Here is a 14,401-nt window from a genome sequence, read left to right on the forward strand (position 1 = left end):
TACCCGTTTAAATAATGCTGTAATCAGTCTATTCCCATAAGGAATATATACAGGTAATACTCTTTCAAATTATACTTGATCGGCGTGGATAAAGAAAAGGAAACCCTCAAATAATTAAAGGGTTTCCTATCATAATTCACGAATTTTTCATATTCAACATCTGAAATCAGATATTGATCACAGAGATTACATTGCGTACGGAATCTGCTGATTGATCCAGTGCTGCCTTCTCATCACCAGTAAGTTCGAGCTCAAATATCTTCTCTATTCCACTGCCACCAAGAATAGTGGGTACACCAAGGAATAGATCATTGTATCCGTACTCTCCCTCGAGGTATGCAATGACAGGAATAATTCGTTTCTTGTCCTTCAAGATTGCCTCCGTCATCTGCACAAGGGAAGCCGCTGGTGCATAATATGCGCTCCCGTTTCCTAAGAGGTTCACAATCTCACCGCCGCCCACACGAGTCCGCTTAACGATGGCTTCAATACGATCCTGAGGAATCAGCGTATCAATGGGAATCCCACCCACGCTGGAGTAACGCACAAGTGGAACCATATCATCACCATGACCACCGAGTACAAAGCCACGGACATCTTCAACAGATACATTCAGCTCTTGAGCAATGAACGTACAATAACGAGCTGTGTCCAGAACCCCGGATTGACCAATAACTCGATTCTTTGGAAAGCCCAGTGTCTGGAAAGCAGCATAGGTCATTGCATCCACCGGATTACTTAAGATGATCACGATGGAATCAGGACAATACTTTTTAATATTCTCACAGACGGATTTGACAATGCCTGCGTTCGTGTTCACGAGATCATCACGGCTCATTCCCGGTTTACGGGCAATTCCGGCTGTGATAATCACGATATCCGAACCTTCGGCATCCTCGTAGTTGGATGTACCGGTTATTTTACTGTCAAATCCTTGAACAGGACTTGCTTCCAGCATATCAAGCGCTTTACCCTTAGTTGGATTCTCAAGCTGGGGAATATCGATAAGCACAACGTCGCCAAGCTCTTTTTGAGCCAACATAAGTGCCGTTGTCGCACCGGTAAAACCGGCGCCGACTACGGTAATCTTTTTACGCTGAATGGTCACAGTATCCGCTCTCCTCTACAGGTTTTTGATAATCTCGTCAGCGAACTCAGAGCATTTCACTTCTGTAGCGCCTTCCATTAGGCGAGCAAAGTCATAGGTTACTGTCTTATTATTGATGGAAGTTTCCATCCCTTTGTAGATCAGATCAGCCGCTTCCTGCCAGCCCAAATGCTCAAGAAGCATAACGCCGGACAAAATAACAGATCCCGGATTAACTACGTCTTTATCAGCATATTTCGGAGCTGTACCATGCGTCGCTTCGAAGATGGCATGACCTGTTACATAGTTAATGTTCGCGCCTGGAGCAATACCGATTCCGCCAACTTGTGCAGCCAGTGCATCGGACAGATAGTCACCGTTTAGGTTCAGTGTTGCAATGACATCAAATTCTGCAGGACGAGTCAATACTTGCTGAAGAGCAATGTCGGCGATTGCATCCTTAACAATGATTTTGCCAGCATCTTCAGCAGCTTTTTGAGCGGCATTCGCTGCATCTGTACCTTCTTTTTCTTTGATTTCATCGTATTGTGCCCAAGTGAACACTTTATCGCCGAATTCAGCTTCTGCTACTTCATAACCCCAGTTCTTAAAGGCACCCTCAGTGAACTTCATAATGTTGCCTTTATGAACCAGCGTTACACTCTTGCGTCCATGATTGATTGCATATTCAACTGCCGCACGTACTAGACGCTTGGATCCTTCAGAGGATACAGGCTTAATACCGATACCGGATGTTTCAGGGAAACGGATCTTGTTCGCGCCCATCTCCTGCTGCAGGAACTGAATGACTTTTTTCACTTCTTCAGATCCTTCTTTGTACTCGATTCCTGCATAGATGTCTTCTGTGTTCTCACGGAAGATAACCATGTCTACCAAATCAGGGCGCTTAACCGGAGAAGGCACACCGTCGAAATAACGTACAGGACGCAAGCACACATACAGATCCAGCTCTTGACGAAGAGCTACGTTCAGGGAACGAATTCCACCGCCAATTGGAGTTGTAAGTGGACCTTTAATAGCTACGATATATTCACGGATCGCTTCCAGCGTATCAGCCGGCAGCCACTCTCCGTATGTATTGAATGCTTTTTCACCAGCAAACACTTCGTACCAGGCGATCTGCTTCTCACCGTTATATGCCTTCTCTACTGCTGCATCCAGAACGCGCTTCGATGCCTTCCAGATGTCACGGCCTGTCCCGTCACCCTCAATGAAAGGAATGATTGGGTTGTTAGGTACTTGAAGTGAACCATTATCAATTGTAATTTTTTCGCCCTCAGTAGGTAGTGCGAATTTTTCAAAGTTCGGCATTGTTAATATCCTCCTTATTATTTAGCGGGTAGTATTAGATATGCTGACAAGCATGGCAGTGCCTTGGGTAATCAAGAGCGCCTCTCCTGTTACCCAAGGATGCTATGATTCTATTATACATATTTCTTCATTAAAATCCCTAGAGAGCCTATCAAAATTATCGATTTTCGATCGAGATGTACTTTTGGGTTGTCGGCCCTGTATATTCAGCGCGTGGACGAATAATACGGTTATCCGCCAGCTGTTCGAGAATATGCGCTGTCCATCCAGATACACGGCTAATGGCGAAGATCGGAGTAAACAGATCTCTTTGAATACCAAGCTGTGTATAAACCGATGCAGAATAGAAATCTACATTCGGTCTCAATCCTTTTTGACCCGTGATCAGTTCTTCGATCCGAACAGACATCTCATACAGCTCTGTATTTTCATTCTGCTCACCCAGTTCACGAGACATCTTCTGCAGGTGCTTTGCACGAGGATCTCCGTTCTTGTACACGCGGTGTCCAAAGCCCATAATCTTCTCACGATTATCCAGCTTCTGCTGAATGTAGGCTTCCAGGTTCTCTTTGGAACCGATTTCATTCAGCATCTTCATAACAGCTTCATTCGCACCGCCATGTAAAGGACCCTTAAGCGCACCAATCGCAGAAGTAACTCCGGAGTAGATGTCAGAAAGGGTAGCTACGGTTACACGGGCAGCAAAAGTGGAAGCGTTCAGCTCATGATCTGCATGAAGTACCAGCGCTTGATCAAGTGCTTTGACTGCAGTTTCACTCGGCTCTTCCCCTGTAAGCATATACAGGAAGTTCTCGGCGATGGATACCCCTTGTTTAGGTGCAATCGGCTCCTTGCCTTCCCGAATACGAGAAATGGCTGCAACAATCGTTGGCAGCTGCGCTTGCAGCTTCACTGCCTTATTCTCATTCGCTTCCTGAGAGTCGTCTTCTGCCTGCGCATCATACAGCCCAAGTGCAGACACCGCAGAACGCAAAGCCGCCATTGTATTCAGATCTCGCGGATAGAGTTTGATCTGAGCAATCAGTTCATCGGGAATCGGTGCATATTCACTGAAGCTCTTATTCAATTGATCAAGCTCCGCCTTGTTAGGGAGCTTGCCGAACCACAGCAAGTAAGCAACTTCTTCAAAGCAAGCGTTCGCAGCGAGGTCATCGATATCATAACCGCGATATGTAAGAACGCCGTCAACGATGGAACTGATTGAGGAAGTTGCTGCAACGATACCTTCGAGGCCTTTAGTAGCTGTCATCTTTAACATCTCTCCTTTTTATCAAAAATTAACAACATCTGGAATGAAAACATTTACATTATTGAAGATTAAAATTTCACTTAACGGTACATCCACGAAACATCACTGGAATCAGACACGCTGTGTAAACACCTTTCTTGAATTATCATACTGGATTTTGTCGCTCCTGTGAACATTTTGGAGATGGATTTGGATATCAAAGTTTTTTTTCAACACCATAAAGCATTTTTTGTAATCACTTTCATTGACATATCAGGAATGTTGTGACCCAGTCTTATATAGCGATAAGTTCGAACGTAAAAAAAAGCAGAAAGAAGCAATTGCTTCTCTCCGCCCTTCCTTAAAAACGTTTATAGAACGTAATTTTTCCGTCTTTCATCTTCTTCTCGATCCATTTCAGCAGAAACAGACGGTATATGGGTCTTGTTAGCGGAAATACGAGGGTAAATCCGATAATATCTGTTACAAATCCAGGTATGATTAACAGGCTGCCACCCAAAAACACGCATAATCCATCCAGCATCTTGCGACCTGGTACCAGGCCGTTTTGCATTTCATTACGTGTATCCTGAAGAACCTTCCGCCCCTCGAATTGCATCATTGCCATCCCGATAATGGAGGTAACCAGAATGAGTAGTAAAGTATATCCTGCTCCTATTTGTTCGCTTACCCATATGAACCCGAACAGTTCCACTGCAGGAATGAGCAGCAGAAGTGCCCACTTCCAGTTTCGCATGTACGGTTACTCCCTTCCAACAGACAGAGCTCTCTTTAAAGCATCGTACAGGTTTGGAACGCATTTATCAAGTCTGACAGGCTTGAAGTCTGCATTTACCCACACATGCTGCGTCGATCCTGTGACAAGCAGCTCGCCAGGCAAATCCTCGGTATTTGATACGACCTCTCTGTTATCCGGCTGTGTCTGGACTTCTGCATCTCTTTCTTCTCTTCGTACTTCATATTCGTAATGAAGGCGGATACTGCTAAAATTATTTATACGCGTCCACACCGTAATATAGTCATCATACTTCGCAGGCAGCTTATACTTCAGGTCAAGCCCAATTACAGGCAGCAGAACCCCCTGCTCCTCCATACTCCGGTAACTAAATCCAAGAGTTCGGATCATTTCGGTTCTGCCGATTTCAAACCAGTTCACATAATTCGCATGGTAAACGACACCCATTTGATCACTTTCCTGATAACGCACTCTGAACCGTGTTCCATACCAGGCTGTTCGTTCTATCTGCTGGGCTTTCATGCTTCTGCACCTTCCCTCCTGGAAAAACTGTGAAAAAAGCAATGAGACGATAAGTGTCTCATTGCTTCTTTACAAATTCTATATTCTTAATTCTTCAGGAACCTTAGTGGATATGGTCGATTTTGATAAGGTTCGTGGATCCCGAGCGGCCAAGAGGAACTCCCGCTGTGATAACGACCAGATCTCCATCTTGAACGATTCCTGATTTTTTGCCGCCAACGACTGCGTTTTCAAACAGTCCGTCAGTCGTATCGCAAGGCACGCCTTTGACAGGTGTTACGCCCCAAGTCAATGCGAGTCTACGCATTGTACGATCTTCGTTCGTTACAGCAACGATCGGAGCTTCTGGACGATATTTGGAAACCATTCGAGCTGTATATCCGGACTCCGTAGAAGTAAGAATTGCTTTGGCATGCAGCTCGTATGCACTGATTGCAACCGATTGACTGATCGCTTCAGTAACCGTTGTTTCTTGAGCAATTCGTTGTTTCTTGTAAAGTTCACGGTAGTTAAGTGCAGACTCTGCTTTTTCAGCAATACGAGCCATTGTCAGCACAGATTCTACAGGGTATTTACCTGCAGCTGTTTCTCCGGACAGCATAATTGCATCAGTTCCATCGAAAATGGCATTTGCAACGTCACTTGCTTCCGCACGTGTAGGGCGCGGGTTACGCTGCATGGAATCCAGCATTTGAGTCGCTGTAATAACCGGTTTGCCGGCAATATTACATTTTTCGATCATACGTTTTTGTACGACCGGTACATCTTCTGCTGGAATTTCAACACCAAGATCACCGCGTGCAACCATCAGGCCGTCAGATACTTCAAGGATCTCATCCAAGTTATCTACGCCTTCTTGGTTTTCAATTTTAGAAATAATATGAATGTGTCCTGCATTATGCTTCTCAAGCAGTTCACGAATTTCTAATACGTCACTTGCTTTACGAACGAAGGAAGCCGCAATAAAATCGATGCCTTGTTCGATTCCAAAAATGATATCGTTGGCGTCTTTTTCGGTAATACCAGGGAGAGAAATCGCAACACCAGGAACGTTAACACCTTTCTTGCTCTTAATGGTGCCGCCGTTTACGATACGGCATTTAATTTCCGTTCCGCTAACTTCCTCAACCGTGAGTCCGATCAGACCATCGTCAATCAAAATCGTTGATCCTGGAGATACATCGCCTGGCAATTCTTTGTATGTGATAGACAAACGGTCTTTATTGCCAAGGATTTCTTCCGTTGTCAGGGTAATGTACTCGTCTTGAACCAACTCGATAGGCTCGACTTCAAGTTTACCGGTACGGATCTCAGGACCTTTCGTATCCAGCAGGATCGCAACGGACTTGTTCAGCTCGTCACTCGCTGCACGAATCGTTTTGATACGTCCGCCGTGCTCCTCAAAGTCACCATGGGAGAAGTTCAAGCGTGCTACGTTCATACCCGCCATAATCAATTTTTTTGTGTTTTCCAACGACTCACTGGAAGGACCAATAGTACATACAATTTTAGTTTTGCGCATTTTTCTAGTTTCCTCCGTTTTCAAAATCTCTCTTTATATATCTTTTCCAACAATTAAATCTACTACAAAATTCGCCTTTTGTATAGGAACTTTGTCATATTTAATCTTTAATTAACGAAGAATCTTCTAGCACTGTTTCCTTAGCTGTATTTTCCTGGAATTTACCTATTTTACGGAATTTCTGATAGCGATCCTGACGAAGAGCCTCTCCGTCCATCTGCAGCAGTTCATTAAGATGCTTCTCCAGCGCTTCCTTAATCGATGCTGCTGTCGCTACGTAGTCCCGATGAGAACCGCCACGCGGCTCGGGAACGATATCCTCGATGACTTCCATCTCTTTCAGATCCTGTGCTGTAATCTTCATGGCTTCAGCAGCCTGATCTGCTTTGGATGCATCCTTCCACAGAATCGAAGCCGCACCATTTGGAGAGATAACCGAGTAAATTGCATGCTCTAGCATTAACACCCGATTGCCGACCGCCATCGCAAGAGCACCACCGCTTCCTCCTTCTCCAATGATGACGCATAGCACAGGCACAGAGAGCTTGGCCATCTCAAGAAGATTACGGGCAATAGCTTCGGACTGACCACGTTCCTCCGCTGTTTTGCCCGGATATGCCCCTTTCGTATCTATGAAAGTAATAATAGGCCTGCCAAACTTATTAGCCTGATGCATTAAACGGAGCGCTTTACGGAACCCTTCCGGGTGCGGACTCCCAAAAAAACGTGCAATATTATCTTTTGTATCTTTGCCTCGCTGCTGCCCGATCACAGTAACAGGACGTCCGTTTAGCTTGGCAAGTCCTCCGACCACGGCCAGATCATCACCAAACTGACGATCTCCATGAAGCTCCATAAAGTCCGTAAAGATGAGTGATATCAGGTCCAGCGAAGTCGGACGCTGCTGATGTCTTGCCAAATGCATTTTCTGAGGAGCTGTAATCGATGAGTAAATCTCCTCTTCCAATTTGGTATACCGCTCTTCCAGACGAGCCACTTCCTCCGCAAAATCGATGCCTTTTTCGATACCGAATTGCTGAAGCTCTTCAATTTTTTTGCGCATCTCAATAAGAGGCGCTTCATATGGCAACTCTCCCGCCAATTTAGACCTCTCCTTTCGCGCTGTGCATGTCCAGCAGTTTAGCCAGCGTATTCCGTAATTCCTTGCGGTTTACGACCATATCCAGCTGTCCATGCTGCAAATTGAATTCAGCGGTCTGAAAGTCATCAGGAAGCTTCTGGCGAATGGTCTGTTCAATAACAATTCGGCCTGCAAACCCGAATATTGCTCCCGGTTCCGCAATATTAATATCTCCGAGCATAGCAAAGCTGGCGGAAACGCCGCCTGTCGTCGGATCGGTTATAACGGATATGAACAATCCACCCTGTTCATCATGCCTGGACAGAGCACTGCTCGTCTTCGCCATTTGCATCAGACTCAGTATGCTCTCCTGCATACGGGCTCCACCTGAGGTGGAAAAAATAAGGATAGGAACCTTCTTCTCCGTGGCTTTCTCTATGGCGCGCGTAATTTTCTCGCCGACAACCGAGCCCATGCTGCCTGTAAAAAAGTCAAAGCTCATAACAGCAACGACCACCGGATGACCATCAATCGTACCTTCGCCTGTAACGACGGCATCCTTCAGACCCGATTTCATCGTTTGCTGCTCCAGCTTAGATTTATAGCCCGGAAAATCCAGGGGATCCACGGATACCATATCCGCGTCATACTCAATAAATCCTTCATCAAGCGTCATCTCAATACGCTCTCTTGCATTTAGACGCATATGATGACCGCATGACGGACAAACTTTCAAATTCTTCTCAAGTTCCTTGCTGTATTGTATCGTGCCGCATTTGCTGCACTTATTCATGAGTCCCTCTGGAATCTCACGACGCGGTCGCTCTTCACCTTCAGGATTATCTGTGCGCTGTGCACGATCTGAAGGAATGGTCGCGTACTTCCGTTTTTTCTGGAAAATATCTTTGAACACAACTACACCTCTTCAGCCGTAAATTTGTGGCCCATGCAGTCAATTTGTATGATCGACATTGCATAATAAAGTTAACATGAGCAGCTATAAAATGTGCCCTATAAGCAAAAAAAGAGAAGTATGACACATGTGGGGAGTCGCTTCACTCTTTGTATCCGTAACCCTTGTCCAATTTAGAAGCAGGTCCTAAAAATAATGAATAGAATTCCACCGCCTTCAGTATTATGAATGCAGAATGGAATTCAACACTTCCTGAACCTCTTCCAATTCTCCGGAGGGTACAAGAATTTCGTACTGTTGCTTGGATAAGCTGATGGGACGGGCCTGTACCAAAAATCCTTCTTCCTCAAGCCGATTTGTAATTCTGTCAGCAATCTTTGCCGTCGGTGCAATATATATCACCGTCCACATGCCATTGTACGCCCCCTAAGCCTCATGTTCAAAGCCCGTATAATGGGTTAATGATAACATAACTGACTTTTTTTCCGCAAGGAAAGGAAAGGAAGGCATGGGACGATTATAACCAGAATTTCCTTCATTACATCTTACTGTAGCATTCGTTATATCCATATTAGCAGAATATAAACCTTCCTATTACAGCGGATAGACCTTCGCATTCGTGTTCTGATGCGCAATTCTAGCCGATGCAGCTGCTGCAAGGCCCGCCACCAAATCATCCAGGAATACATGAATACCCGCATTTTTGTCATTCAGCTTCTTAATGATTCCGGTCTTTTCCTTGTCTAAATATCCAAAGCTTGTAAGCCCTATCATACCATATACACTGGTAATTCCAAGTGCAAGAGTCTCGTCCACACCATACAGCGGCTCATCCGCCTCCATCAAAGCCTGAAGGGGCTGTGGCAGCAGATTTTGTTCGGCCAGCTCATCCAGTGCTACACCCGTGTATAACGTATACTGTACCTCACGCTTGGCAAGAACAGCCCGTACGCTTGTAACACACTCTTCTTCCAATAAGTCTGGATGAAACTTTTTTTGAAGATCATAGACTATTTTGGCGATGGATTCAACGCTTACACCCCTGCGTTTCAGCATCGCTTCCGCAATTTCATATGACATCCGCTGATTCCCCCATCCTTCGAAACTAGGAATTCCACATAAACTAAGGTATTCGCTTCGAGACTCAAAGCCCACTATTATACCCTCGGCTGCATCAATTCACAGCAACCATCGATACTATAGGGTGTTCCTAAGTGTATGCGCCAGCTTCAAAAATAGTTCGTAAAATGTGCTCATGCACATCACGGATACCACATGAAATTACGTTCATTATTTCACGATAACCGTATCCTCCCCGAGCATTTGTTCCATAAGGTGAATCAGTTCAGGAGAGGGTTTAATTCGATAACTGTCGCTTAATGCCCGATACTCCCTAGTTTCTTCATAAAAAAGAATCGTGGCTACATTTCCCGGATGTTCCTGTAACAAGACCTTAAGCTTAGTAAGCATCCCGGACTTCTCTATGTCGGGTTTGATCTTGATGAATACTCGCTGCTCGAACCTGGCGGGCTTTCTATCTGTTACAGCCCCTTGGCGTTCTGACTTATTTTGTACCCGTCCACTGTTAGGCAGAGAAGGAGAACGACTAACTTTGCCGGATTTAGGCGTTGAAGCTTCTCCTGAGCTTCCCCGTTCTTTACCTCCGCTCCCTCTGTTACGCTGCAGCATCATACGCTGTAACTTGTCTGCACGAAGCTCATCCACCTCATCGGCAAGCAGCTTGAAGCCTTCATCCTGAAGCTGAACTTTGGCCCGGAGAGCAATCAATTGACCTTTTGCAGCCAAGTTCTGACTTCTTCTCCATACTTCCGGAAACAATACCACTTCCGTTCGTTCGATCTGATCCTCCAGTTCCATGAAGGCCATCGCTTTCCCTTGCTTCGTTGTAATCGATTTGACGGAAACAACCATTCCGGCCGTAACAATCTGTGCATGCTCTGGTGCATCATGAAGCTCCATCAGCTTATCCGCTTCAAGCTCCTCCAGAACTTCCGTGAAATCATCCAGCGGGTGACCGGATAGGTATAATCCAAGCAGCTCACGTTCTAATTCCAGCTGCTGTGTAATCGTGTACTTAGGTATATCCGGGTATTCGATTTCCCAATTCGGGGTCTCCACAAAATCAAACAACTGGATCTGCAGATCCTCTCTCTCTTTGCGCCACTTCGTGGCCGCTTCCACCACTTCATCAAGCATGGCGAACAGCTGCGCACGGTGACCAGGCAGTGTGTCGAAAGCCCCGGCCTGAATAAGAGATTCTATAACCCGCTTGTTGCAGACTCTTAAGTCCACTCTTCTGCAGAAATCGAGCAGGCTCTCGAACGGTCCTTTGGCCCGCTCCGTAATAATGCTGTCTACGGCCTGTGTACCTACATTTTTAATGGCAGCCAGACCAAAACGAATGCCCGTCTCACCACCGCCAGGAGTAAACAGTATTCCGCTCTCATTCACATCGGGTGGCAGTACAGGAATATTCATCCGTCTGCATTCGACAACATACTCCGCTACTTTTCGATGATTTCCCATGACCGCTGTCAGCATCGAAGCCATAAATTCGACAGGATAATGGGTCTTCAGATACGCCGTCTGGAAGGCCAATACTCCATACGCAGCAGCATGCGCCCGAGGGAAGCCGTAATTGGCAAACCGTACAATCATATCGTATACAGCTTCAGCATCCTCGCTGCTATAACCCTGATTCAGGCTCCCTTTTACAAAATGCTCTCTCTCTTTATCAAGTACTTCCCGCTTCTTCTTCGATACCGCCCTGCGGAGCAGATCAGCTTCTCCAAGAGAAAAACCTGCCATTAGAGAAGCAATCTGCATAATCTGCTCCTGATACACGATGATACCGTAGGTGTCCTCCAGTATTGGAGCGAGATCAGCATGCGGATACTCGACCTTGATCTCCCCATGCTTTCCTTGAATATACTTAGGAATGAAATCCATTGGACCCGGACGATATAAAGCAACCACAGAGATAATATCTTCAAATACGGAAGGCTTCAAATCCTTCAGTACTCTTCTGATTCCTGCTGACTCCAGCTGGAATATACCTGTCGTATCTCCGGAACCGAGCATTTCATAGGTCAGCGGATCGTCATCAGGGACCGTTTTGAAATCTGGAACTTGCTTCTGCTGATCCTGAATCCAACGCATACAGCGTTCAATGATGGAGAGAGTCCTCAAACCGAGGAAGTCCATCTTGAGCAGTCCGATGGCTTCCAGATTCTCCATAGAATACTGAGTAAGTGCGGTGCCTTCACTGCCTTCCTGGAGCGGCACTACATCGGTCAGCGGGTCTTTGGATATAACCACACCTGCCGCATGCGTAGAAGCATGCCTTGGCATGCCTTCGACCTTTTTGGCCATCGTGAGCAGCTCTTTTGTTTTGGCTTTGGTATCATGCAATGCTCTGAGCTCGTCGCTCATCTCCAGAGCTTTGGTGATATTCATCCCAACTTGCCCGGGAATGAGCTTGGCAGCCTTGTCCACTTCTCCATATGGAATATTAAGCACTCTTCCTACATCTCGAACGGCTGCACGCGCAGCAAGCGTACCAAAAGTAATGATCTGTGCGACATGCTCGCGTCCGTATTTTGAAGCGACATATTCAATCACTTCATCCCGGCGTTCATCACTGAAATCAATATCGATATCCGGCATGGTTACTCGCTCAGGATTGAGAAACCGCTCAAACAAAAGCCTATATTTAATCGGATCTACATTTGTAATATTCAGCACATACGCAACAAGACTTCCCGCGGAAGAGCCACGTCCTGGTCCGGTTGCTATTCCCTCTCTATGAGCATAAGCAATGAAATCCCATACGATGAGGAAATAATCAGAGAAGCCCATCTTATCGATGACAGACAGCTCGTAATCCAGTCGATTATACAGCTCGGATCTCTGCTCATCATGATGCCAGTTATCCGTATCCTTGTAGCGTTCCTCCAGCCCCTTCAGGCAGAGCTCGCGCAAATACTGTCCAGGCGTCAGATGCTCAGGGATTGGCCGATATTCAGGCAAAATGGAATGTCCAAATTCCAGATCAAGCTGAATGCTGTCAGCAATCTTAAGCGTATTCTCTACCGCCTCTCTCACATGAGGAAAAAGACGCGCCATCTCGTCGCCGCTCTTCAAGTATAGCTGGCTTGAGGGAATCTTAAGCCGTTCCTCATCCTCCACTGTTTTGCCCGTACCAATGCATATGAGTACATCCTGCACCTCGGCATCCTCTTGAGACAAATAGTGCACATCATTCGTTGCTACAAGCGGTATGGACAATTCTGCGGCAAGCTCAATCAGCTGAGGATTCACTCGCTTCTGCTCTGCCAGACCATGATCTTGAAGCTCAAGATAGTATCGGTCTCCAAAGATCTGTTTGTGCCTCATGGCTGCATTTTTGGCTTCGTCATATCGTCCCATTAGAAGATGCTGTGGAATTTCTCCACCGAGACACGCACTGAGGCATATTAATCCTTCGTTGTACTTTGCAAGGCTCTCCATATCGATTCGCGGCTTATAGTGGAAGCCCTCCAAATGGCCAATGGAGCACAGCCTCATCAGATTTTGATATCCGGTCATGTTCTGCGCCAGCAATATAAGATGATAAATCGGCTGATCTTTACGGCTGCCGCGCTCATGCCTAGAGCCTGCTGTAATATACACTTCACAGCCGATAATCGGCTTAATTCCCCTTGCTTCACATGCTCTATAAAAAGGGATGGCTCCATACATAACCCCATGATCCGTCAGAGCCAGAGCCTCCATCCCGTATCCTGCTGCTGTGTCCACGAGCTCTGCAATTCGCGCCGCACCATCTAGCAGGCTGTATTCACTGTGAACATGCAGATGCACAAATGAACTCATGCGTCATTTCTTCCTCTCTACATTCATAAATTTACGTATTTTATCTTTACTATTTTATCATATCAGGCAAGGCTCCGCCCATAGAATAGAGTACAAGCCGGCCGACTCTGCATATCTCACTTAGAAGAACCGCTTGCTAAGAGTGCTATTTAAGAAAGGTGTGTAGTGAACAATGAGTTTCATGTCCAAAGTTCTTCTCGATTTCTTTATCGCCTTCGGCATCGTTCTAGGTGGATCCATGCTCGGCGGCATTGGAGCTGTAATTTCCATGCAGCCGCCTACACAAACCATGCTGGATGTTGCCGGCCGCATCAAAATATGGGCTCTGGCTGCAGCTGTAGGAGGGACGATTGACCCGATGCGGGTCATTGAAAGCAATATGCTGGATGGGAATCTGTCACCCGCCATTAAGCAGATCCTCTATCTTATATTCGCCTTTCTCGGAGCACATATGGGCACTGAGCTGGTTAAATGGGTGTGTACCATCCGGAATTAAGTAAGGAGGAAGTCAGCATATGCGTGTGCCCGAGTATCGCCGCTTCCGGCCCTTTATACAGCTGTCTGGTGTATTTGTTCTCGGAATGATTGTAGGGAGTATCGTCTACAATGCGATTTTTCATGCCAGTTATAATAAATTGTGGCTTGAGAATAAAGATCTCAAAATTCAGGAAGAGCAATATATTGATGATATTAATTCTTTGAAGAAGTATAGTAAGAGGCAGACCGTGATCAAGGAAATCAATATTCGTGCTGAGGAGTCCGATAAGACCCCCGATTCTGTATATGTGAAGGAGATTATTCAGCTGCTTAGTGATGAGCTTGAGGTGCTCCGGGGAAGAGATATTTATAATATTGATGAATACAGTAAAATGACGCGCATTATGCTGAACAAGAAAACATATACCGTCCGAGGACATCCATACTCCGTCAAGATTACAACCATGCTCGTAATGGAAGGCGTTCTACAGGTATGGGTTGATATTTCACCTGCTCCATAAATGTTCTAAACATGTTACAATAAGTGATAATTCCATATTTATGTAAC

Annotated in this window: 13 protein-coding genes; 2 read left to right on the top strand and 11 right to left on the bottom strand. The window is 45.9% G+C overall.

Annotation, left to right across the window (positions count from 1 at the left end):
• Window positions 1-166: 166 nt before the first annotated feature.
• The 11 genes from mdh to BLW49_RS04055 all read right to left on the bottom strand — a co-directional run bounded on the left by mdh (window position 167) and on the right by BLW49_RS04055 (window position 13,356).
• Window positions 167-1,108, bottom strand: a complete 942-nt coding sequence (gene mdh / locus BLW49_RS04005) for a malate dehydrogenase (protein WP_076311414.1) — start codon at window positions 1,106-1,108, stop codon at window positions 167-169.
• Between the two features lie 15 nt (window positions 1,109-1,123).
• Entirely contained in the window at window positions 1,124-2,419 is a 1,296-nt protein-coding gene (gene icd / locus BLW49_RS04010) for an NADP-dependent isocitrate dehydrogenase (protein ID WP_076311415.1), read from the bottom strand.
• A gap of 157 nt (window positions 2,420-2,576) precedes the next feature.
• Window positions 2,577-3,689, bottom strand: a complete 1,113-nt coding sequence (citZ, locus tag BLW49_RS04015) for a citrate synthase (RefSeq protein WP_076311416.1) — start codon at window positions 3,687-3,689, stop codon at window positions 2,577-2,579.
• Window positions 3,690-4,029: 340 nt separating this feature from the next.
• Entirely contained in the window at window positions 4,030-4,425 is a 396-nt protein-coding gene (locus tag BLW49_RS04020; protein ID WP_076311417.1) for an FxsA family protein, read from the bottom strand.
• Window positions 4,426-4,431: 6 nt separating this feature from the next.
• Entirely contained in the window at window positions 4,432-4,947 is a 516-nt protein-coding gene (locus tag BLW49_RS04025) for an acyl-CoA thioesterase (RefSeq protein ID WP_076311418.1), read from the bottom strand.
• Between the two features lie 103 nt (window positions 4,948-5,050).
• Window positions 5,051-6,469 carry a pyruvate kinase gene (gene pyk / locus BLW49_RS04030; protein WP_076311419.1) on the bottom strand — a complete coding sequence of 473 codons (1,419 nt, stop codon included), beginning with the start codon at window positions 6,467-6,469 and terminating at the stop codon, window positions 5,051-5,053.
• Window positions 6,470-6,569: 100 nt separating this feature from the next.
• Window positions 6,570-7,571, bottom strand: a complete 1,002-nt coding sequence (locus BLW49_RS04035) for an acetyl-CoA carboxylase carboxyltransferase subunit alpha (RefSeq protein WP_076311420.1) — start codon at window positions 7,569-7,571, stop codon at window positions 6,570-6,572.
• 1 nt (window position 7,572) lies between these two features.
• A complete protein-coding gene (gene accD / locus BLW49_RS04040; protein WP_047909927.1) occupies window positions 7,573-8,463 on the bottom strand; it encodes an acetyl-CoA carboxylase, carboxyltransferase subunit beta in 891 nt (296 codons plus the stop codon).
• 222 nt (window positions 8,464-8,685) lie between these two features.
• A complete protein-coding gene (locus BLW49_RS04045; RefSeq protein WP_047909928.1) occupies window positions 8,686-8,874 on the bottom strand; it encodes a hypothetical protein in 189 nt (62 codons plus the stop codon).
• 183 nt (window positions 8,875-9,057) lie between these two features.
• Entirely contained in the window at window positions 9,058-9,543 is a 486-nt protein-coding gene (locus tag BLW49_RS04050) for a phosphatidylglycerophosphatase A family protein (protein WP_090723288.1), read from the bottom strand.
• Window positions 9,544-9,753: 210 nt separating this feature from the next.
• The gene (locus BLW49_RS04055; protein ID WP_076311421.1) at window positions 9,754-13,356 is read right to left on the bottom strand and encodes a DNA polymerase III subunit alpha; all 3,603 of its coding nucleotides are present in this window, start codon (window positions 13,354-13,356) and stop codon (window positions 9,754-9,756) included.
• A gap of 172 nt (window positions 13,357-13,528) precedes the next feature.
• On the opposite strand from BLW49_RS04055, the gene BLW49_RS04060 reads away from it, so the two are divergent.
• Window positions 13,529-13,852, top strand: coding sequence for a YtrH family sporulation protein (locus BLW49_RS04060; RefSeq protein ID WP_076311422.1), 324 nt, complete (start codon window positions 13,529-13,531; stop codon window positions 13,850-13,852).
• A 19-nt stretch (window positions 13,853-13,871) separates the two neighbouring features.
• Window positions 13,872-14,354 (top strand): sporulation membrane protein YtrI, encoded by a 483-nt coding sequence (locus BLW49_RS04065; RefSeq protein ID WP_076311423.1) that lies wholly within the window; start codon window positions 13,872-13,874, stop codon window positions 14,352-14,354.
• The last annotated feature ends 47 nt before the right edge of the window (window positions 14,355-14,401 follow it).

The organism is Paenibacillus sp. PDC88 (genome assembly GCF_900106725.1).
In the GTDB taxonomy this organism is placed as follows: domain Bacteria; phylum Bacillota; class Bacilli; order Paenibacillales; family Paenibacillaceae; genus Paenibacillus; species Paenibacillus shunpengii.

Excerpts from the sequence above, each read along its gene's own strand:
- icd (WP_076311415.1), bottom strand. The coding sequence starts at position 2,419 with ATGCCGAACTTTGAAAAATTCGCACTACCTACTGAGGGCGAAAAAATT.
- BLW49_RS04055 (WP_076311421.1), bottom strand. The coding sequence starts at position 13,356 with ATGAGTTCATTTGTGCATCTGCATGTTCACAGTGAATACAGCCTGCTA.
- pyk (WP_076311419.1), bottom strand. The coding sequence starts at position 6,469 with ATGCGCAAAACTAAAATTGTATGTACTATTGGTCCTTCCAGTGAGTCG.
- BLW49_RS04020 (WP_076311417.1), bottom strand. The coding sequence starts at position 4,425 with ATGCGAAACTGGAAGTGGGCACTTCTGCTGCTCATTCCTGCAGTGGAA.
- BLW49_RS04045 (WP_047909928.1), bottom strand. The coding sequence starts at position 8,874 with ATGTGGACGGTGATATATATTGCACCGACGGCAAAGATTGCTGACAGA.
- citZ (WP_076311416.1), bottom strand. The coding sequence starts at position 3,689 with ATGACAGCTACTAAAGGCCTCGAAGGTATCGTTGCAGCAACTTCCTCA.
- BLW49_RS04065 (WP_076311423.1), top strand. The coding sequence starts at position 13,872 with ATGCGTGTGCCCGAGTATCGCCGCTTCCGGCCCTTTATACAGCTGTCT.
- BLW49_RS04050 (WP_090723288.1), bottom strand. The coding sequence starts at position 9,543 with ATGTCATATGAAATTGCGGAAGCGATGCTGAAACGCAGGGGTGTAAGC.
- BLW49_RS04025 (WP_076311418.1), bottom strand. The coding sequence starts at position 4,947 with ATGAAAGCCCAGCAGATAGAACGAACAGCCTGGTATGGAACACGGTTC.
- BLW49_RS04060 (WP_076311422.1), top strand. The coding sequence starts at position 13,529 with ATGAGTTTCATGTCCAAAGTTCTTCTCGATTTCTTTATCGCCTTCGGC.